Origin of the sequence: Streptomyces sp. MS191, assembly GCF_008042125.1 — a bacterium.
Lineage (GTDB): Bacteria > Actinomycetota > Actinomycetes > Streptomycetales > Streptomycetaceae > Streptomyces.
In genome coordinates this window covers 16,669-35,538 of record NZ_RDBI01000068.1, presented here as the reverse complement: position 1 = coordinate 35,538, position 18,870 = coordinate 16,669, and the positions used below count along the sequence as shown (strand labels likewise).

Below are 18,870 nucleotides of genomic sequence, written 5' to 3'. Positions count from 1 at the left end.
AAGGAGAACACTCGCATGATCACCACCGAAGTGACCTTCGACGAACTGGCCTCGCTGATGAAGAAGGCCGCCGGGGTCACCGTCGCCCCGCAGGACCTGGAGCAGGCGTCGGACGTGCCGTTCAGCGCGCTCGGCCTCGACTCCCTCGGCCTGCTCGGCATCGTCGGCGAGCTGGAGAACCAGTACGGCCGGGCGCTCCCCACCGACGCGGAGCGGTGCAAGACTCCCGGCGAGTTCCTCGGCCTCGTCAACAGCAGCCTGCGGACGGGGGTCTGACGTGTCCGGTCACACCGACAACAGCGTCACCGTCGACGCCCCGCTCGATCTCGTCTGGGACATCACCAACGACATCGAGAACTGGCCGAACCTCTTCAGCGAGTACGCGTCGCTGGAGGTGCTCTCCCGCGAGGGCGACACCACGACGTTCCGGCTGACCATGCACCCGGACGAGTCCGGGAAGGTCTGGAGCTGGGTCTCGCAGCGGACCGTGGACGTCGCCACCCGGACCGTGCGGGCGCACCGCGTGGAGACCGGCCCCTTCGCGCACATGGACATCCGCTGGGAGTACACGCAGACCCCGGCCGGCGTGAACATGCGCTGGGTGCAGGACTTCGCGATGAAGCCCGACGCCCCGGTCGACGACGACTGGATGACGGACAACATCAACCGCAACTCCCGTACGCAGATGGCCCTCATCCGCGACCGCGTCGAGCAGGTCGCCCGCGACCGCCGGCGCGCGCCGGTGCTGCCCGCCTGAGCGCAACCAGGAAGGACACCCGATGCACCACGCCCTGATCGTCGCCCGCATGGCGCCGGATTCGGCGCCGGCGATCGCCGACGTGTTCGCCGCGTCCGACCGCGGCGAACTCCCTCACCTGGTCGGCGTCAAGCGACGCAGTCTGTTCCAGTTCGGCGACGTCTACCTGCACCTCATCGAGTCGGACGAGGACCCGGCGCCCGCCATCGCGAAGCTCACCGGCCACCCCGAGTTCCGGAGCGCCAGCGAGCGGCTGTCAGCGTACGTCACCGCGTACGACCCGAAGACGTGGCGCAGCCCCAAGGACGCCATGGCGAACTGCTTCTACCGCTGGGACGCCGGTTCCTGAGGCCCCCCGCCGCATGACACGAGGCCGCCGGCTCCGCTTTCGATCGCGGAGCCGGCGGCCTCGTGTCGTGGTCCGTCGCGCGTCAGCCCGGGACGGTGCACTCGAAGGCGTGGAGGTAGGCGTTGACCGGGCGGATCCCGTCGATGACGAGGCCCGCGGCCGTCAGCCGGTCGACCATGCTCTGCCGGGTGTGCTTCGCCCCGCCGACGTTGAGGAGCAGCAGCAGGTCCATGGCCGTCGTGAAGCGCATCGAGGGGGTGTCGTCGACGAGGTTCTCGATGACCACCACGCGCGCGCCGGGCCGGGCGGCCTTCCGGACGTTGGCCAGCGCCCTGCGGGTGCTGTCGTCGTCCCACTCCAGGATGTTCTTGATGATGTACACGTCCGCCGCGACCGGGATGTCCTCGCGGCAGTCCCCGGGCACGATCCGGACGCGGGAGGCGAGGGAGCCGCCGTCGCGCAGGCGCGGGTCGGCGTTCCCCACCACGCCCGGCAGGTCGAGCAGGGTGCCGTGCGCTCCGGGGTGCTTCTCCAGCAGGCTGGCCAGGACGTGGCCCTGGCCGCCGCCGATGTCGGCGACCGTCGCGACGTCGCGCAGGTCGAGCAGCTCGGCGACGTCCTGGGCGGACTGCCGGCTGGACGTGGTCATCGCGCGGTTGAAGACGTGGGCGGACTCGGGCGCGTCCTCGTTGAGGTAGGTGAAGAACTCGCGCTCGTACACGTCCTCGAAGACGTTCCGGCCGGAGCGCACCGCCTCGTCGAGCTTGGGCCAGACGTCCCAGGTCCAGGGCTCGGTGCACCACAGGGCGATGTACCGCAGGCTCTGCGGGTCGTCCTCGCGGAGCAGCCGGGACATCTCGGTGTGCGCGAAGGTGCCGTCGGGCAGCTCCGTGAACACGCCCTGGCAGGACAGGGCGCGCAGCAGCCGCCGCAGGGTCTGCGGCTGGGTCTTCACCGCCCCTGCCAGGTCCTCGACGGTCCTGGGGGTGTCGTCGAGGGCGTCCGCCACGCCGAGGCGGGCGGCCGCGCGGACGGCGGCGGCGCACGCCGCCCCGAAAACGAGCTCCCTCAGCCGCATGGGCGGCGGGGGAGCCGGATCAACAGTCGTCATCCGTTGCCTTGCCTTTGCTGTTCGGGCTGTCGTGCCGTGGGGGTGGGTGGGGTGACCGGGTGCTCAGCACATCCCGGCCGGCTCGGAGAGGGTGCAGGTGTTCCCGCGGAAGGTGTTGCCCTGGCCGGTGTCGCGGTTGGCGAGGTCGGCACTGCCGTTGCGCAGCACGACGTTGTCGCGGATCTCGTTGCGCTCGTTGGGGGCCCCGACGAAGCTCTTGAAGAGCACGATGCCGCCCGAGAGCGGCGAGGTGCCGACGTTGTCCACGACCCGGTTCCTGGTCACCTTCGTGTCCTCGGCGCCGGTGAGGACGATGCCCGAGCCCTGCAGGAAGGGCAGTCGGGGGGTCTTGGGGCAGTACTTGTTGTTGGCGCGGATCTCGTTGCGGTGCAGGGTCATGTCGCCGGCCCGCGGCTTGGACTCGTCGCCGACCACGAAGACCGCGGCGCAGTTGCCGGTGGCCAGGTTGCGGTCCACGGTGAGGTTCCGCAGGCGCCGGACGGTGACGCCGATCCGGTTGCCGCTCAGCCGGTTGCGGCTGATGACCATGCCCTTGGAGTCGGCGGCGCCGGCCTCCTGGTCGATGGTGTTGGCGACGAAGAGGCCGGCGTCGCCGTTGTCGCGGGCGAGGTTGCGGCGGAAGACGCCGCGGACGGACTTCTCCTGGGCGATGCCCCACTGGCCGTTCTTCTCGGAGACCACCCGCTCGACCTTCAGGCGGTCGGTCCAGGAGGACCAGAGGCCGTTCTTGGCGAAGCCGTGGAGGGTGAGGGAGCGGACGGACACGTCACGGACCGGGCTGGTCTGCGTGCCGGTCACGCAGATGCCGTTGCCTGCCTTGGCGCAGGCGTCGCCGGCCCGGGCGGTGCCCGGCTCGATGCGGCTGGGGAAGAGGCCGGACCCGCGCAGGGTCAGGCCCGAGGTGGTGATGCGGACGCTCTCGCGGTAGGTACCGGGGGCGAGGAGGACCGTGTCCCCCGGCTTCGCGGCGTCCACGGCCTTCTGGATCGATTCGCCGGGCTTCACCCGGTGCACCGTTCGGCTGTCGGCCGACGGGGCGGTGGTGGCGCCCAGCCCCGACACCACGACAGCCGCGGTGCAGGCGAGGAGGGCGATCTGTCGTCTGGTCATATGGCGAAGTTATGAGCGCGCCTACCGACTCGCCACCGTTGATCCCCCAGGCGGGCAGCGGCCTCAGCCGGTCAGCGGCGGCCGGCCGGGGACGGCGGACGGCAGCGGGCCGGGCGTCGGCGGCCGGGTGCCCGGGACGGGGACGGCGTGCGGGACCGCCGACGGCCGGGCGGGGCGGCGGCCGGGTCCTCGTGACCCGCGTCAGCGTCACGTCAGCGGGACGTCAGCGGAACGGCAGGACGGGGGCCGAAGCTGGTGCCTCCGTACCGACGCGGCCCGAGGCACCAGTGGGCGCCCGTACGGCTTCGGGAACCGCCCGCCCGCATGGCAGAGCATCGCAGGCGGCCGGTCGAACGCACCGGCACGTACTGCCGACCGGCCCGGGGCCGCCTTCCCACGCGGCCCCGGGCCCGTCGCTGGGAGGTCACGTGCGCGTCCTGCTCCTCGCGAGTTCGTTCAACAGCCTGACCCAGCGTGTCCACGCCGAACTGCGCGACCACGGGCACGCCGTCACGGTCGAACTCGCCCTGCCCGGGGTCTCCCTGACGGAGGCCGTGCACCGGCACCGGCCCGATCTGGTCATCGCGCCGATGCTGAGGACCGCCGTCCCCGAGGAGGTGTGGTCCACCCATACCTGCCTGATCGTCCACCCCGGACCGGTCGGCGACCGGGGGCCCTCCTCCCTCGACCTGGCCGTCCAGGAGAACGCGACCCGATGGGGCGTCACCGTCCTGCAGGCCGAGGCGGAGATGGACGCCGGGGACGTCTGGGCGAGCGTCGGCTGCCCGCTGCCGCCGGTGGCCAAGGGGGACCTGTACCGCGGCGAGATCGCCGACGCGGCGCTGGCGGCCGTGCACCTCGCCGTCCGGCGGTTCGCCTCCGGCACGTACGTGCCGAAGCCGCAGACCAGCAGCCGGACCCGCGCGGCGCTGCGCCAGGACGGTCGGCGCATCGACTGGCGGACGGACCCCACCGAGCGGGTGCTGCGCCTGCTGCGCGCCGCCGACTCGCAGCCGGGAGTGCGAGACGAACTGCTCGGAGACGTCTGGTTCCTGCACGGCGGGCACCCCGAGCCCGTGCTGCGCGGCCGGCCCGGGGAGCTGCTCGCCACCCGGGCCGGGGCGATCTGCCGTGCCACGGTCGACGGCGCGGTGTGGATCCCCGAACTCCGGGCCCGCCGCGCCCCGGGCGGGCCCGGGCAGGTCAAACTGCCCGCGACGGCGGCCCTGGCCGGCCGGCTCCCCGCGCTCCCGGACCTCACCGCCGTGCTCCCCGCCGATCCGCCGGACCTCGCCACCCCGCTCCTCACCGCCTCGGACCGCGCCGCCCCGGCGGAGCTCACCAGCCCCCACCTCGCCGTCCCGCGGGACCTCGCCGCCCCGGCGGACCTGGCGGCCCCGCCCGGCTGGACCGACATCCGCTACCGCGAGGAGGGCGAGGTCGGCTTCCTGTCGTTCTCCTTCCCGGGCGGCGCGATGAGCACCGAGCACTGCCGGCGCCTCCTCGACGCGTACCGGAACGCCTGCACCCGGCCCACCTCGGTCCTCGTCCTCGGCGGCGGCCGCGACTTCTTCTCCAACGGCATCCACCTCGGCGTCGTCGAGGCGGCCCGGGACCCGGCCGCCGAGTCCTGGGCCAACATCAACGCCATCGACGACCTGGTGGAGGCGGTCCTCACCACCACCGACCGCCTCGTGGTCGCCGCGCTCGGCGGCAACGCGGCGGCCGGCGGGGTCATGCTGGCCCTCGCGGCCGACGAGGTCTGGTGCCGTACCGGGGTCGTCCTGAACCCGCACTACCGACTGATGGGGCTGTACGGCTCGGAGTACTGGACCTACACCCTGCCCCGCCGGGTGGGCGCCGAGGTCGCCGAGCGGCTCACCACCGAGGCCCTGCCGGTGAGCGCCGCCGCCGCTCAGTCCCTCGGGCTCGTCGACCGCACCATCCCCTGCGGTCCCCGGGCGTTCTCCGGCGAGACGGCGCGGCTCGCCGCGCACCTGGCCGCGCTGCCGTCCCTCGCGACCCGGATCGCGGGCAAGAAGGCCGCGCGCGAACGCGACGAGGCGCTGCGGCCGCTGGCGGCCTACCGGGAGGCCGAGCTGGACCGGATGCGGCGGATCTTCGACGACCCGGAGGCCCCGTACCACGCGCTGCGGCGCGCCTTCGTCCGCAAGGAGCCCGCCACCGCCACCCCGCCCCACCTCACCCGCGGCGCCCACCCGGCGGGGCAGGGTGTAGGTCCAGTACTCCGAGCCGTACAGCCCCATCAGTCGGTAGTGCGGGTTCAGGACGACCCCGGTACGGCACCAGACCTCGTCGGCCGCGAGGGCCAGCATGACCCTCCCTCCCAGAACACCTCCCCGAGGAGGCAACCCGATGACCGCAGCAACGCCGGAGACGGCGACCGAGGACCCGACGATCCACATCCTCTGGATCAACGCGGGGCTGAGCTGTGACGGTGACTCCGTGTCGTTGACGGCCGCGATGCAGCCCAGCATCGAGGAGATCGTGACCGGCACCCTGCCCGGACTTCCCAAGATCGCGGTGCACTGGCCGCTGATCGACTTCGAATGCGGTCCGGTCGGCGGCGCGGACACCTTCATCGAGTGGTTCTTCAAGGGAGAACGGGGCGAGATCGACCCGTTCGTGCTCGTCGTCGAGGGCTCGATCCCCAACGAGAAGATCAAGCCCGAGGGCTACTGGTGCGGTTTCGGCGACAACCCCGAGACCGGGCAGCCCATCACGACCAGCGAGTGGATCGACCGCCTGGCGCCCAAGGCGCTCGCCGTCGTCGCCATCGGGACCTGCGCCACGTACGGCGGCATCCACGCCATGGAGGGCAACCCGACCGGTGCCATGGGCGTGCCCGACTACCTCGGCTGGGACTGGACGTCGAAGGCCGGCATCCCGATCGTCTGCGTCCCCGGCTGCCCCATCCAGCCCGACAACTTCTCGGAGACCCTCACCTACCTCCTCTACCAGGCGGCGGGTTCGGCCCCGATGATCCCGCTCGACGACAAGCTGCGCCCGTCCTGGCTGTTCGGCGCGACCGTCCACGAGGGCTGCGACCGTGCCGGCTACTACGAGCAGGGCCAGTTCGCACAGACCTACGACGCCCCGACCTGCCTGGTCAAGCTCGGCTGCTGGGGCCCGGTCGTCAAGTGCAACGTCCCCAAGCGCGGCTGGATGAACGGCATCGGCGGCTGTCCCAACGTCGGCGGCATCTGCATCGGCTGCACGATGCCGGGCTTCCCCGACAAGTTCATGCCCTTCATGGACGAGCCTCCCGGCGCCAAGTTGTCCAGCAAGGCCAGCGGCGCCTACGGCTCCGTGGTCCGCAGGCTCCGGTCGATGACCGTGCACACCGTGGACCGGGAGCCGAAGTGGCGGCACAGCGGCAAGAAGCTGACCACGGGCTACCGATCGCCCTGGTGAACCCCCCGCTCCACCTCGGCTCCACCCCGGCTCCGCCCCGAGCCCGGCAAACCTCCCCGCACCAGAAGGGTCACGGCACAGACGATGACACCGCAGACGAAGAAGGCCGCCGACGGCAGCGGCCTGGTGGAGATGGCATGGGATCCGATCACCCGCATCGTGGGCAGTCTCGGCATCCACACGAAGATCGACTTCAAGCAGAAGCGGGTCGCCGAGTGCTACAGCACCTCGTCCGTCTTCCGCGGCTACAGCGTCTTCATGCGTGGCAAGGACCCCCGCGACGCGCACTTCATCACCAGCCGCATCTGCGGCATCTGCGGTGACAACCACGCCACCTGTTCCGTGTACGCGCAGAACATGGCCTACGGGGTGAAGCCGCCGCACCTCGGCGAGTGGATCATCAACCTCGGCGAGTCCGCGGAGTACATGTTCGACCACAACATCTTCCAGGAGAACCTGGTAGGGGTCGACTACTGCGAGAAGATGGTCCGCGAGACCAACCCGGGCGTCCTGGAGCTCGCCGAGCGCACCGAGGCCCCGCACGCCGGCGACCACGGCTACCGCACCATCGCCGACATCATGCGCTCCCTCAACCCCATCGAGGGCGAGTTCTACCGCGAGGCGCTCCAGGTCAGCCGCTACACCCGGGAGATGTTCTGCCTGATGGAGGGGCGCCACGTGCACCCCTCCACGCTCTACCCGGGAGGCACCGGCACCATCGCCTCGGTCCAGCTCTTCACCGACTACATGAGCCGCCTGATGCGGTACGTCGAGTTCATGAAGCGCGTCGTCCCGCTCCACGACGACCTGTTCGACTTCTTCTACGAGGCCCTGCCGGGGTACGAGGAGGTCGGCCGCCGCCGGGTGCTGCTCGGCTGCTGGGGCGCGCTCAACGACCCCGAGCACTGCGACTTCACCTACGCCAACATGACCGACTGGGGTCGGAAGATGTTCGTCACCCCCGGCGTCGTCGTCGACGGCAAGCTGGTGACCAACGACCTCACCGAGATCAACCTCGGCATCCGCATCCTGCTCGGCAGCTCCTACTACGACGACTGGGCGGGCCAGGAGCAGTTCGTCACCCACGACCCCCTCGGCCCCTCCCCGCCCCGCAGAAGCGGAACTTCGACGACAAGTACAGCTGGGTGATGTCGCCGCGCTGGTTCGACGGCAAGGACCACCTGGCCCTCGACACCGGCGGCGGCCCCATCGCCCGCCTCTGGTCGACGGCCCTGTCCGGCCTCGTCGACGTCGGCTACGTCAAGGCGACCGGGCACAGCGTCGTCATCAACCTGCCGCGGACGATGACCAAGCCGGAGACCCGCTTCGAGTGGAAGATCCCGAAGTGGAGCAACGCGCTGGAGCGCAACCGCGCCCGCACGTACTTCCAGGCGTACGCCGCCGCCATCGCGCTGCACTGCGCGGAGAAGGGCCTCGCGGAGGTCCGCGCCGGACGCACCCAGACCTGGGAGAAGTTCGACGTGCCGGACGAGTCGATCGGCGTCGGCTTCACCGAGGCCGTCCGGGGCGTGCTGTCCCACCACATGGTGATCCGCGACGGCAAGATCGCCAACTACCACCCGTACCCGCCGACCCCGTGGAACGCCAGCACCCGCGACACCTTCGGCACCCCCGGCCCGTATGAGGACGCCGTGCAGAACACCCCGATCTTCGAGGAGAACACCCCGGAGAACTTCAAGGGCATCGACATCATGCGCGCGGTGCGCAGCTTCGACCCCTGTCTGCCGTGCGGCGTCCACATGTACGTGGGCGGCGGCAAGACGGTGAAGACGATGCACGTGCCCACCGGACTGAGCGGACTGGGCGGATGAGCGCGACGGCCGACGCGACCCTGACGGGGCGCCGGGTCGAGGAGGTGCTCGACCGGCTCGCCGCCACCGGCGACCGCGACGCCTGCGCCGCCGCCGAGGAACTGGTCCGCGTGCTCATGGACTTCTACGGCGCCGGCCTGGCCCGGATCGTCGGCGGTCTCGCCGACGGRCTGCCCGCCGAGCTGCTCGACGACGAGCTCGTGGCCTCCCTGCTCACCCTCCACGAACTCCACCCCGAGGACGTGCACACCCGGATCGGGCGCGCCCTCGGCGCGGCACGCGACCCACTGGAGCCCGTCGGCTTCGACGCGGCCACCGGGGTCCTGCGACTGCGCCCCACGGCGTCCGGCGGCGGCTGCGGCTGCTCCGGAGGCGAGGACGCGGACACCCGTGGCGTGGAGGACGTCCTGGCCGCCTTCGCCCCCGAGGTGACCGCGGTGGAGATCGAACCCGCTCCGGCCCCGGCTCCGCCGCTGCTCCAGATCGGGGTCCGCCCGCCCACCTCGGTGCGCGTGCCGTGACCGGCCCCGCCACCCCCGCGGCGGGACCGCGCGGCCTCCGGCGCTTCGCGGGCCCGCGGCCGCCCCGGCCGGAGACGTGCGAGCTGTGCGGCGTCGTGGTGTCCCCCGACGGTCACCGGCACCTGGTGGAGACCGAGCGGCGGGCCCTCGTCTGCGCGTGCACGGCCTGCGGCCTGCTGTTCGACCGCCCCGGCGCACGGACCGGCCGCTACCGCGCCGTACCCGACCGCTACCTCGCCGACCCCGACCACGGCATCGACGCCGCGGCCTGGGAGACCCTCCGGATCCCGGTCTCGGTCGCCTTCCTCTTCCGCAACGCCGCGCTCGACCGCCTCGTCGCGCTCTACCCGAGCCCGGCCGGCGCCACCGAGAGCGAACTCGAGCCGCAGGTCTGGGAGTCCGTGCTCGGCTCCGGACGGCTCGCCGGCCTGCTGGAGCCGGACGTCGAGGCGCTGCTGCTCCACCGCACCCCGGACGGCCGGACCACCTGCCACCTCGTACCGATCGACGTCTGCTACCGGCTCGTCGGGCGCATGCGCCAGACATGGCAGGGCTTCGACGGCGGCGCCGAAGCCCGCGCCGCGCTGGAGGAGTTCTTCGCCCAGGTCGAACGCCGGGCCAAGACCCCCGCGGAGGCGAGGCCGTCATGACCGAGTTCGGCTTCACCTGCACCGGCGTGCGCGCCGACCCCTACGCCGCCGGACCCACCCTGGTCTTCCGGCTGCGCATCACCGCCTCGGGCGAGGACCGCGTGCACGCCCTCGCCCTGCGCTGCCAGATCCGCGCCGAACCCGCCCTGAGGTCCTACGGCACCGGCGAGGCCGACTCCCTGGCCGACCTGTTCGGCGAACGCTCCCGCTGGGCCGGCACCCTGAAGCCGGTGCAGATCGCCCAGGTGTCCGTCATGGTGCCGAGCTTCACCGGCGAGACCGAGACCGACGTGGTCGTGCCCTGCACCTACGACATGGACATCGCGGCCACCCGCTACCTCGACGCCCTGGAGGACGGCGAGGCGCCACTGCTCCTGCTGTTCTCGGGCACCGCCTTCACCGGCGACGGCGGCTTCCGCGTCGAGCCGGTCCCCTGGGACCGCGAGGCGACCTGCCGGATGCCCGTGGCCGTCTGGCGCGAGATGGTCGAACAGCACTTCCCGGGCACGGCCTGGCTCCGGCTGCCCCGCGACGCCATGGCCGAGCTGCTCGCCTTCCGCTCCCGGCACGCGCTGGCCTCCTGGGAGGCGACCGTACGGGCCCTGCTCGACCGGGCCGACGGCGCCGAGCCGGCCCCGCCCCCGTTCCGGCTGGGCACCGGACGCCCGCGCGTCACCGAGAGGACGCCATGACGACGACAGCGGCCCCGCAGTCGCTCTTCGACACCGCACGCCAGGTGGCCGACGCCGTCCTGTTCGAGGGATACGTGCTCTACCCCTACCGGGCCTCGGCGGCCAAGAACCGGCTGCGGTGGCAGTTCGGTGTGCTGGTCCCGCCCGCCTGGGGCCCCCGGCAGGGCGAGCACACCCGGCAGCGCACGGAGATCCTGATGGAGCCCAGGCACGGCACCACGCTCGCCGTGGAGCTCCGCTTCTTGCACGCCCAGCGCCGCACGGTCCAACAGGCCCTGCCCGACGGGACCTTCGCCGACGTCGCCGAACTGCACCTGGCCGACCGGGTCCTCGTGCCCTGGGACGAGGGCACCGAGGAGCGGGTGGAACTCTCCGTGGACATCGCGGAACTGGCGGGCGACGGGGTCCGGGTCCCGTTCCACCGCGCCGCCGGCGAGGACATCGAGCCCGTCCTCGACGAGACCGGCCGGTGCGTCGGCCGACTGGTGCGGCGCACCGAGCGGATCGACGGCGCCGTGACCCTCTCGGCCGCCGAGGTCCCCGGCCCGTACCGGGTGTCGAAGCTCGTCGCGGTCGTGGAGAACACCAGCCCGTGGACCCCGGAGGCGCCGGACGCCGACCGCGACGCGGCCCTGGCCCGCTCCCTGGTCGCCGCGCACCTGCTGCTGGGGCTCGGCGCGGGCTCGTTCCTCTCGATGACCGACCCGCCCGAGYGGGCCAGGAGCGCGGTCGCGGCCTGTGCGAACGAGCACACCTGGCCGGTCCTGGCCGGCGGCCCCGGACGCGCCGACGTCGTCCTCTCGTCGCCGATCATCCTGGAGGACCATCCGAGCATCGCGCCGGAGAGCGCGGGCGCGATGTACGACGCCACCGAGATCGACGAGATCCTCGCCCTGCGCACGGCGGCCCTGACCGACCAGGAGAAGCGCGAGGCCCGGGGGACCGACGCCCGGGCGGCCGCCGTCATCGACCTCGCCGACTCCATGCCCCCCGAGGTCCTGGAACGCCTTCACGGCGCCGTCCGCGCACTGCGCGAGATCACCGGCCCGGACACCGCCGCGGAGGCGGCGGACCCCGCCGGGCCCGAGGTGCTCACCGAACTCCCCGACGAGGAGGCGGTGTTCCGGCCCGAAGAGCCGTGGTGGGATCCGGCCTCGGACGACACCGCCGACCCGCTGCGCGACCGGATCACGGTCGAGGGCGTCTCGGTGGGCGTCGGCAGCCGTGTCCTGCTCCGCCCCGGCCTGCGCCGCACCGACGCCCAGGACCTGTTCCTCCAGGGCCGTGCCGCCGTGGTCGAGGCGGTCCTCCACGACGTCGACGGGGGAGTCCACCTCGCCGTGACGGTGGAAGGCGACCCCGGAGCCGACATCCGGCGCGAACAGGGCCGGTTCCTCTACTTCCAGCCCGACGAGGTCACCCCGCTGGAGGAGACGTGAACGGCCGGACCCTGGTCGCCGGGATCGGCAACATGTTCCTCGGCGACGACGGCTTCGGCGGCGAAGCCGTCCGCGCCCTGTCCGCGCACCCGCTGCCCGACGGCGTCGAGGTCACCGACTTCGGCGTCCGCGGGGTCCACCTCGCCTACCAGCTGCTCGACGGCTACGACACGCTCGTCCTGGTCGACGCCACCGCGCGCGGTGGCGAGCCCGGCACCCTCTACCTGATCGACGTCGACGACCCGGGGACCGGCACGGTCGCCGGGCCGGCCGAGCCGGGCGGAGCCGCGCTCGACGGGCACCAGATGTCCCCCGACGCGGTCCTCGCCCTGCTCGGCACCCTGTGCGCCGGCACCGGCTCCCGACCGCCCCGGCGGACCTACGTCGTCGGCTGCGAACCCGCCTGCGTCGAGGAGGGCATCGGCCTGAGCCGGCCGGTGGCCGAAGCGGTGCCGCGGGCCGTCGGGATGCTGCGCGACCTGCTCCGGGACGACACCGGGGGCACGGACCACCGGCCCCTCCACGAACTGAGGAGAAGCTCATGAAGAAGGCTGTCATCGGCGGCATGGCCGCGGTCGCGCTCGTCGTGGCCCTGCAGGTGCTGCCCGATGTGAGGCGCTACCTGCGGATGCGCCGGATGTGACGCACCCCGGCCCACGGCCACGCCCGAATGGCGGACGCGCGGTGCCCGCTCTCGGCGTGGCCGACGGCATCGGCTCCGTCCCGTCGGTCTAATGAGCCCCGGCAGGACGGAGTCCGATGCACGAGATGTCGATCGCCATGGCCGTGGTGGCCCAGGTGGAAGAAGCGGCCCTGGCCGGCGGCGCGAACGCGGTCACCCAGGTGGAACTCCAGGTCGGCGAGCTGGCCGGAGTCGTCCCCGACGCGCTGGCCTTCTCCTTCGAACTGGCCTGCGCCGGAACGGTCCTCGACGGCGCGCGACTCGTGACCCGGTCCGAGCCCGCACGCGCCCGGTGCGGGTCCTGCGCGCACGTCTGGCCGGTGGGCATGCCGCCCGAACTGCGCTGCACGGCGTGCGGCACTGCTGCCGACGTGCAGCTCCTGGCCGGCCGCGAACTACGCATCCTCAGCGTCACCTGGGAGGACGGCACCGAGCCGGCCGCCGCCGCGCCCACCCGAGAACCGATTCCCGAGGAGGCCTGACCATGTGCCGAGTCGTCGACCTGCAACAGGCGGTGCTCGCCAAGAACGACGCGGCGGCCGACGCCCTGCGCGCCGGGCTCACCGCCCGCGGCACCGCCGTCGTCAACCTGCTCTCCAGTCCGGGCAGCGGGAAGACGGCCCTCCTGGAACGCGAACTGACGCTGGCCCGCGAGCGCGGCCTGTCGGTCGCCGCGCTGACGGCCGATCTGGCCACCGAGAACGACGCGACACGGCTGGCGCGTTCCGGCGTGCCGGTCCGGCAGGTGCTCACTGACGGTCTGTGCCACCTCGAGGCCGCGATGCTGGGCCGGTACCTGGACGGGTGGCTGCCCGAGGACGCCCGGCTCCTGTTCGTCGAGAACGTCGGGAACCTCGTCTGCCCGGCCTCGTACGACCTCGGGGAGACACTGCGGGTGGTCCTCGCGTCGGTGACCGAGGGCGAGGACAAGCCGCTCAAGTACCCGACGGCCTTCGGGCTCGCCCAGCTGGTCGTCGTCACCAAGACGGACATCGCGCGGGCCGTCGACTTCGACGAGGCCGCGTTCCGGGAGAACGTCCAGCGGGTCAACCCCGGCGTGGAGGTGGTCCTGACCTCGGCCCGCGCGGACGAGGGCGTGGGCGTCCTGCTCGACCGCGCGCTCGCCGTCGCGAAGGGCGCGGCACCCCACCGGCCGGTGATGGCTCGCCCCGAGCACGATCACGGACACACCCACGGTCACACCCACGCGCGGGCGCACTCCCACGGCGAGGGCCACGACCACCCGCACGACCACGACCAGGGTGAAGGCCACGACCACGCGCACGACCACGACCACGACCAGAGCGAAGGCCACGGCCGGCCCCACGACCACGACATGGCGCAGACCCGCTGATGGAGGCCGTGCAGCGGCGGCGGGTCGTCGTCCGGGGCGTCGTGCAGGGCGTCGGCTTCCGTCCGTACGTCTACACCCGCGCCACCGGCCTCGGCCTCGCCGGGCACGTCACCAACACCCCGGACGGCGTCGTCGCCGAGGTCGAGGGGGCCGCTGCCGCGGTCCTGCTGTTCTGCGAGCGGCTCGCCGCCGAGGCGCCGCCTCTCGCGGTGGTGGACACCGTCGACCACAGCGAGGTCCCCGTCGAGGGCGACGCGGGCTTCCGGATCGTCGCCTCCCGGACCGGCGGCCAGGGCCGGACGCTGGTCTCCCCGGACACGGCCACGTGCGCCGAGTGCCTGAGGGAACTGGCCGATCCCGCCGACCGGCGCCACCGGCACCCGTTCATCACCTGCACGCACTGCGGACCGCGCTTCACCATCGTCACCGGGCTGCCCTACGACCGCGCCCACACCACCATGGCCGGCTTCCCGATGTGCCCCGACTGCGCCCGGGAGTACGCCGATCCGGCGGACCGCCGGTTCCACGCCCAGCCCGTGGCCTGCCCGGCCTGCGGACCGCGGCTGAGGCTCCTCCTCGGCGGCGGCCCGCCCCGCGAGACGGCGTCCGACGACCCCGTGCCCGAGGCCCGCCGCCTGCTGGCCGCCGGGGCGATCCTCGCCGTGAAGGGGCTCGGCGGCTACCACCTGGCCTGCGACGCCGCCCACCAGGACGCCGTGGCGGAGCTCCGGCGCCGCAAGGGACGCGGCGACAAGCCGTTCGCGCTGATGGCCCGGGACCTCGCCGACGTGGAACCGCTCGTCCACCTCGACCCCCGCGAGCGGGCCCTCCTCAGCGGAGGGACGCGGCCCATCGTGCTGCTCCGCCGCCGTGCCGACACCGTGGACCGGGCCCAGGGCGTCGCGCCCGGCTGTCCCGACCTCGGCGTGATGCTCCCCTACACCCCCGTGCACCATCTGCTGCTCGGTCTGCCCGGCGACCCGCCCGGCCCACGCCTGCTGGTGATGACCAGCGGGAACCTCTCCGGCGAACCCATCGTCGCCGMCGACGSCGAGGCCCTGGAGCGGCTGGCGGGACTCGCCGACGCCTGGCTGACGCACGACCGCCCCATCCACGTGCCCTGCGACGACTCGGTCGTCCGCGTCCTCGACGGGGAACCCACGGTCCTGCGGCGCTCCCGCGGCTACGCCCCGCTCCCGCTGTCCCTGCCGCTCCCCGTTCCCGCGACCCTCGCCGTCGGCGGCGACCTCAAGAACACGCTCTGCCTGGGCGAGGGACGCCGGGCCTGGCTGTCCGCGCACATCGGCGACATGGACGACCTCGCCACGCAGGACGCCCACGAACGCGCCGAACACCAGCTGGAGTCCATCACCGGCGTGACTCCCGTCCTCCTCGCCGCCGACCTGCACCCCGGCTACCGGTCCGCCGCGCTGGCCTCCCGACGGGCCGAGGGCCGCCCCCTGACGCGCGTCCAGCACCACCACGCGCACATCGCGTCCGCGATGGCCGAGCACGGTCTGACCGGAGAGACGCGGGTGATCGGCGTCGCCTTCGACGGCACCGGCTACGGCGACGACCGCGCCGTCTGGGGCGGCGAGGTCCTCGTGGCCGACTACACCGGCTACGAGCGCTTCGCCCACCTCGCGTACGTGCCGCTGCCGGGCGGCGACGCAGCCGTGCACCGGCCCTACCGCATGGCCCTGTCCCACCTGCGGGCCGCGGGCATCGCGTGGACGCCGGACCTGCCCTGCGTGGCGGCCTGCCCGGACGACGAACTCCGGCTCCTCGCAAAGCAGTTGGACCGCGACCTGAACTGCGTGCCGACCTCCAGCATGGGCCGGCTGTTCGACGCCGTGTCCTCCCTCGCGGGCATCTGCCACCGCGCGGGCTACGAGGCCCAGGCCGCGATCGAACTGGAGGCCGCGGCGCTCCGGGCCGCCCCGCCGGCCGCGGACGGGACCGGCCCCGCCGTGGACGGCCGGTACTCCTTCGGCCTGTCGGCCACCGACGGCGACGGCCCGCTGCGCGCCGACCCCGCACCCGTCCTGGCCGCCGTGGCGGACGACGTCCGGGCCGGCACGGACCGCCCGGTGGTCGCCGCCCGGTTCCACGCCGCGGTGGCCGCGCTGGTCGTCGCCCTGTGCGGACGCGCGCGCGACCGGCACGGGACGGACACCGTGGCCCTCACCGGCGGGGTCTTCGCGAACACGGTGCTCTCCACCGCCTGCGCCGGAGCCCTCCGGACGCACGGCTTCACCGTACTGAGGCACCGCCACGTCCCGCCGAACGACGGCGGGTTGGCGCTCGGCCAGCTCATGGTGGCGGCGGCCCGCCTCACCCCATCCCATCCACAGCGAGGAGAGGCCCATGTGCCTGGCGGTACCCGGCAGAGTGCTTGAGATCACGGAGAGAGACGGCACCCGCATGGCCACCGTCGACTTCGGCGGAGTGAAGAAGGACGTGTGCCTCGAGTACCTCCCGGACCTCCGGGTCGGCGAGTACGCCATCGTGCACGTGGGCTTCGCCCTCCAGCGACTCGACGAGGAGTCGGCCCGCAAGACCCTCGCGCTCTTCGAGGAACTGGGCATGCTCCAGGAGGAGTTCGGCGACCCTTGGGAGCAGGCTTCGGAGGCACGGCAGTGAAGTACATCGACGAGTTCCAGAACCCCGCCCTCGCCCGTCGGCTGCTCGACGACATCCACGCGACCGTCACCCGCCCGTGGGCCCTGATGGAGGTCTGCGGAGGCCAGACGCACACCATCATCCGGCACGGCATCGACCAGATCCTGCCGGACGAGGTCGAGCTGATCCACGGCCCCGGCTGCCCCGTGTGCGTCACCCCGCTGGAGGTCATCGACAAGGCGCTGGAGATCGCCTCGCGCCCGGGGGTGATCTTCTGCTCGTTCGGAGACATGCTCCGCGTGCCCGGCACCGGCCGCGACCTCTTCCAGGTGCGCAGCGAGGGCGGTGACGTACGGGTCGTCTACTCCCCGCTCGACGCGCTCCGGATCGCCCAGGAGAACCCGGGGCACGAGGTGGTCTTCTTCGGCATCGGCTTCGAGACCACGGCGCCGCCCAACGCGATGACGGTGTACCAGGCGAGGAAGCTGGGCATCGCCAACTTCAGCCTGCTGGTGTCCCACGTCCGGGTCCCCCCGGCGATCGAGGCGATCATGAACTCGCCGAGCTGCCGGGTGCAGGGATTCCTCGCGGCCGGGCACGTGTGCAGCGTGATGGGGACGGGCGAGTACCCCGACCTGGCGGCGCGCCACCGCGTGCCGATCGTGGTCACCGGCTTCGAGCCGCTCGACATCCTGGAGGGCGTCCGCCGCGCGGTGCACCTCCTCGAACGCGGCGAGTACACCGTCGACAACGCCTACGAACGGGCCGTCCGGCCCGAGGGCAACCCGGCGGCCCTCGCCATGCTGGAGGACGTCTTCGAGGTCACCGACCGCGCCTGGCGCGGCATCGGGGTCATCCCCGACAGCGGCTGGCGGCTGTCCGCCCGGTACCGCGAGTTCGACGCCGAGCACCGCTTCTCGGTGACCGGCATCGACACCCGGGAGCCCGCCGAGTGCCGCAGCGGCGAGGTGCTCCAGGGTCTGCTCAAACCGCACGAGTGCGAGGCGTTCGGCACCCGGTGCACACCGCGCACACCGCTCGGCGCCACGATGGTCTCCAGCGAGGGGGCCTGTGCCGCGTACTACCTCTACCGCCGGCTCGGCCTCACCCCGGCCGCTTCCTCCGGCACCGCCGCGTCCCGGGAGGCGAGCCCCGTTGCCTGACACCGCACTCGACATCACCAGCTGGACGTGCCCGGCGCCGCTGCGCGACCGCCCCCGCATCGTCATGGGGCACGGCGGCGGCGGCGCGCTCTCCGCCGAACTGGTGGAGCACCTGTTCGCGCCGGCCTTCGGCGGCGAGCTCCTGGCCGGGCTCGGCGACTCGGCGGCGCTCACCCTGGGCGGCGTCCGGATGGCCTTCTCCACCGACTCCTACGTGGTCCGGCCGCTCTTCTTCCCCGGCGGCAGCATCGGTGACCTGGCCGTCAACGGCACGGTGAACGACCTGGCGATGAGCGGGGCCCAGGCCGCCTACCTGTCCTGCGGGTTCATCCTGGAGGAGGGGGTCGAGGTCTCCGCGGTGGCCCGGGTGGCCGAGGCCCTCGGCGCCGCCGCACGGGCGGCCGGGGTCGAGGTCGCCACCGGTGACACGAAGGTCGTCGAGGCCGGACACGGCGACGGCATCTACCTCAACACCGCCGGCATCGGCCTCATCCCCGACGGGGTGGATCTGCGCCCGCAGCGTGTCGTCCCGGGCGACGTCGTGATCGTCAGCGGCGAGATCGGACTCCACGGAGTGGCGATCATGAGCGTCCGCGAGGGCCTGGAGTTCGGCGTGGACATCGAGAGCGACTGCGCCGCGCTCGGCGGGCTCGTGCGGTCCATGCTCGCCGTCACCCCCGACATCCACGTCCTGCGCGACCCCACCCGCGGCGGACTGGCGGCCTCGCTGAACGAGATCGCGGCGGCCTCCGGTACGGGCGTGGTCATCGAGGAGTCCAAGATCCCCGTACCCCCCGCCGTCGCGAACGCCTGCGCCATCCTCGGCCTGGACCCGCTGTACGTCGCCAACGAGGGCAAGCTGGTCGCCTTCGTCCCGCGGGCCCACGCGGACGCCGTGCTCGACGCCCTGCACGCACACCCGCTGGGCCGGCACGCCGCCGTCATCGGGGAGGCCGTCGAGTCCCACCCGGGTCTCGTCGTGGCGCGCACCGGCTTCGGCGGCACCCGGGTGGTCGACCTGCCGCTCGGCGAGCAGTTGCCGCGCATCTGCTGATCCGGCGCCCGGCCGATGCCCGCGCGGGCAGGGCGCCGCGGCCACGCCGAGAGGGCCGCTCCGTCGTTCCGGAGCGGC

19 protein-coding genes and 1 pseudogene are annotated in these 18,870 nt (G+C 73.0%); 18 read left to right on the top strand and 2 right to left on the bottom strand.

Annotated elements, in window-relative coordinates; translation table 11 throughout:
- The first annotated feature begins 15 nt into the window (after positions 1-15).
- The 3 genes from EAO71_RS32450 to EAO71_RS32440 are packed head-to-tail and all read left to right on the top strand — an operon-like array spanning position 16 to position 1,106.
- Positions 16-276 carry a phosphopantetheine-binding protein gene (locus EAO71_RS32450; protein ID WP_147981406.1) on the top strand — a complete coding sequence of 87 codons (261 nt, stop codon included), beginning with the start codon at positions 16-18 and terminating at the stop codon, positions 274-276.
- Between the two features lies 1 nt (position 277).
- Entirely contained in the window at positions 278-757 is a 480-nt protein-coding gene (locus EAO71_RS32445) for an SRPBCC family protein (protein WP_147981405.1), read from the top strand.
- A 22-nt stretch (positions 758-779) separates the two neighbouring features.
- Entirely contained in the window at positions 780-1,106 is a 327-nt protein-coding gene (locus EAO71_RS32440; protein ID WP_147981404.1) for a TcmI family type II polyketide cyclase, read from the top strand.
- 82 nt (positions 1,107-1,188) lie between these two features.
- On the opposite strand, the gene EAO71_RS32435 is transcribed toward EAO71_RS32440, so the two are convergent.
- Both EAO71_RS32435 and EAO71_RS32430 read right to left on the bottom strand, forming a co-directional pair.
- Complete coding sequence (locus EAO71_RS32435) at positions 1,189-2,217, bottom strand: methyltransferase (protein ID WP_147981403.1); 1,029 nt, start codon at positions 2,215-2,217, stop codon at positions 1,189-1,191.
- Positions 2,218-2,280: 63 nt separating this feature from the next.
- Complete coding sequence (locus tag EAO71_RS32430) at positions 2,281-3,348, bottom strand: right-handed parallel beta-helix repeat-containing protein (protein WP_147981402.1); 1,068 nt, start codon at positions 3,346-3,348, stop codon at positions 2,281-2,283.
- 428 nt (positions 3,349-3,776) lie between these two features.
- Between EAO71_RS32430 and EAO71_RS32425 the strand changes: the two genes are divergently transcribed.
- The 15 genes and pseudogenes from EAO71_RS32425 (at position 3,777) to hypE (ending at position 18,792) form a co-directional block, all read left to right on the top strand.
- Positions 3,777-5,804, top strand: a complete 2,028-nt coding sequence (locus EAO71_RS32425; RefSeq protein WP_147981401.1) for a hydrogenase maturation protein — start codon at positions 3,777-3,779, stop codon at positions 5,802-5,804.
- Entirely contained in the window at positions 5,725-6,783 is a 1,059-nt protein-coding gene (locus EAO71_RS32420; RefSeq protein WP_147981400.1) for an NADH-quinone oxidoreductase subunit B family protein, read from the top strand. Before EAO71_RS32425 ends, EAO71_RS32420 begins: the two co-directional genes overlap by 80 nt.
- Before the next feature lie 84 nt (positions 6,784-6,867).
- A pseudogene (locus EAO71_RS32415) lies at positions 6,868-8,615 on the top strand (nickel-dependent hydrogenase large subunit).
- Positions 8,612-9,136 (top strand): hypothetical protein, encoded by a 525-nt coding sequence (locus EAO71_RS32410; RefSeq protein ID WP_147981399.1) that lies wholly within the window; start codon positions 8,612-8,614, stop codon positions 9,134-9,136. Before EAO71_RS32415 ends, EAO71_RS32410 begins: the two are co-directional and overlap by 4 nt.
- Positions 9,133-9,786: a DUF5947 family protein gene (locus EAO71_RS32405; RefSeq protein ID WP_147981398.1), complete on the top strand. Its 654-nt coding sequence runs from the start codon at positions 9,133-9,135 to the stop codon at positions 9,784-9,786. The genes EAO71_RS32410 and EAO71_RS32405 overlap by 4 nt, the downstream gene beginning before the upstream one ends.
- Positions 9,783-10,478 (top strand): DUF6084 family protein, encoded by a 696-nt coding sequence (locus EAO71_RS32400; RefSeq protein ID WP_147981397.1) that lies wholly within the window; start codon positions 9,783-9,785, stop codon positions 10,476-10,478. Before EAO71_RS32405 ends, EAO71_RS32400 begins: the two co-directional genes overlap by 4 nt.
- Positions 10,475-11,917, top strand: coding sequence for a hypothetical protein (locus EAO71_RS32395; RefSeq protein WP_147981396.1), 1,443 nt, complete (start codon positions 10,475-10,477; stop codon positions 11,915-11,917). Before EAO71_RS32400 ends, EAO71_RS32395 begins: the two co-directional genes overlap by 4 nt.
- 32 nt (positions 11,918-11,949) lie before the next feature.
- Positions 11,950-12,462 carry a hydrogenase maturation protease gene (locus EAO71_RS32390; protein WP_410094211.1) on the top strand — a complete coding sequence of 171 codons (513 nt, stop codon included), beginning with the start codon at positions 11,950-11,952 and terminating at the stop codon, positions 12,460-12,462.
- On the top strand, positions 12,459-12,560 hold the full coding sequence (locus EAO71_RS40185; protein ID WP_393560480.1) for a DUF6893 family small protein: 102 nt from the start codon (positions 12,459-12,461) through the stop codon (positions 12,558-12,560). The genes EAO71_RS32390 and EAO71_RS40185 overlap by 4 nt, the downstream gene beginning before the upstream one ends.
- Positions 12,561-12,676: 116 nt before the next feature.
- Positions 12,677-13,081, top strand: coding sequence for a hydrogenase maturation nickel metallochaperone HypA/HybF (locus EAO71_RS32385; RefSeq protein WP_147981394.1), 405 nt, complete (start codon positions 12,677-12,679; stop codon positions 13,079-13,081).
- Positions 13,082-13,083: 2 nt separating this feature from the next.
- Positions 13,084-13,953, top strand: a complete 870-nt coding sequence (gene hypB / locus EAO71_RS32380; protein WP_147981393.1) for a hydrogenase nickel incorporation protein HypB — start codon at positions 13,084-13,086, stop codon at positions 13,951-13,953.
- The gene (gene hypF, locus EAO71_RS32375; RefSeq protein ID WP_147981392.1) at positions 13,953-16,352 is read left to right on the top strand and encodes a carbamoyltransferase HypF; all 2,400 of its coding nucleotides are present in this window, start codon (positions 13,953-13,955) and stop codon (positions 16,350-16,352) included. The genes hypB and hypF overlap by 1 nt, the downstream gene beginning before the upstream one ends.
- Entirely contained in the window at positions 16,321-16,596 is a 276-nt protein-coding gene (locus EAO71_RS32370; protein WP_147981391.1) for a HypC/HybG/HupF family hydrogenase formation chaperone, read from the top strand. The genes hypF and EAO71_RS32370 overlap by 32 nt, the downstream gene beginning before the upstream one ends.
- On the top strand, positions 16,593-17,738 hold the full coding sequence (hypD, locus tag EAO71_RS32365; RefSeq protein WP_147981390.1) for a hydrogenase formation protein HypD: 1,146 nt from the start codon (positions 16,593-16,595) through the stop codon (positions 17,736-17,738). The genes EAO71_RS32370 and hypD overlap by 4 nt, the downstream gene beginning before the upstream one ends.
- Positions 17,731-18,792 carry a hydrogenase expression/formation protein HypE gene (hypE, locus tag EAO71_RS32360; protein ID WP_147981389.1) on the top strand — a complete coding sequence of 354 codons (1,062 nt, stop codon included), beginning with the start codon at positions 17,731-17,733 and terminating at the stop codon, positions 18,790-18,792. Before hypD ends, hypE begins: the two co-directional genes overlap by 8 nt.
- The last annotated feature ends 78 nt before the right edge of the window (positions 18,793-18,870 follow it).

Coding starts and splice junctions, on each gene's coding strand:
- EAO71_RS32450 (WP_147981406.1), top strand. CDS start 16: ATGATCACCACCGAAGTGACCTTCGACGAACTGGCCTCGCTGATGAAG.
- EAO71_RS32440 (WP_147981404.1), top strand. CDS start 780: ATGCACCACGCCCTGATCGTCGCCCGCATGGCGCCGGATTCGGCGCCG.
- EAO71_RS32435 (WP_147981403.1), bottom strand. CDS start 2,217: ATGACGACTGTTGATCCGGCTCCCCCGCCGCCCATGCGGCTGAGGGAG.
- EAO71_RS32430 (WP_147981402.1), bottom strand. CDS start 3,348: ATGACCAGACGACAGATCGCCCTCCTCGCCTGCACCGCGGCTGTCGTG.
- EAO71_RS32420 (WP_147981400.1), top strand. CDS start 5,725: ATGACCGCAGCAACGCCGGAGACGGCGACCGAGGACCCGACGATCCAC.
- EAO71_RS32400 (WP_147981397.1), top strand. CDS start 9,783: ATGACCGAGTTCGGCTTCACCTGCACCGGCGTGCGCGCCGACCCCTAC.
- EAO71_RS32390 (WP_410094211.1), top strand. CDS start 11,950: ATGTTCCTCGGCGACGACGGCTTCGGCGGCGAAGCCGTCCGCGCCCTG.
- EAO71_RS40185 (WP_393560480.1), top strand. CDS start 12,459: ATGAAGAAGGCTGTCATCGGCGGCATGGCCGCGGTCGCGCTCGTCGTG.
- EAO71_RS32385 (WP_147981394.1), top strand. CDS start 12,677: ATGCACGAGATGTCGATCGCCATGGCCGTGGTGGCCCAGGTGGAAGAA.
- hypB (WP_147981393.1), top strand. CDS start 13,084: ATGTGCCGAGTCGTCGACCTGCAACAGGCGGTGCTCGCCAAGAACGAC.
- EAO71_RS32370 (WP_147981391.1), top strand. CDS start 16,321: ATGTGCCTGGCGGTACCCGGCAGAGTGCTTGAGATCACGGAGAGAGAC.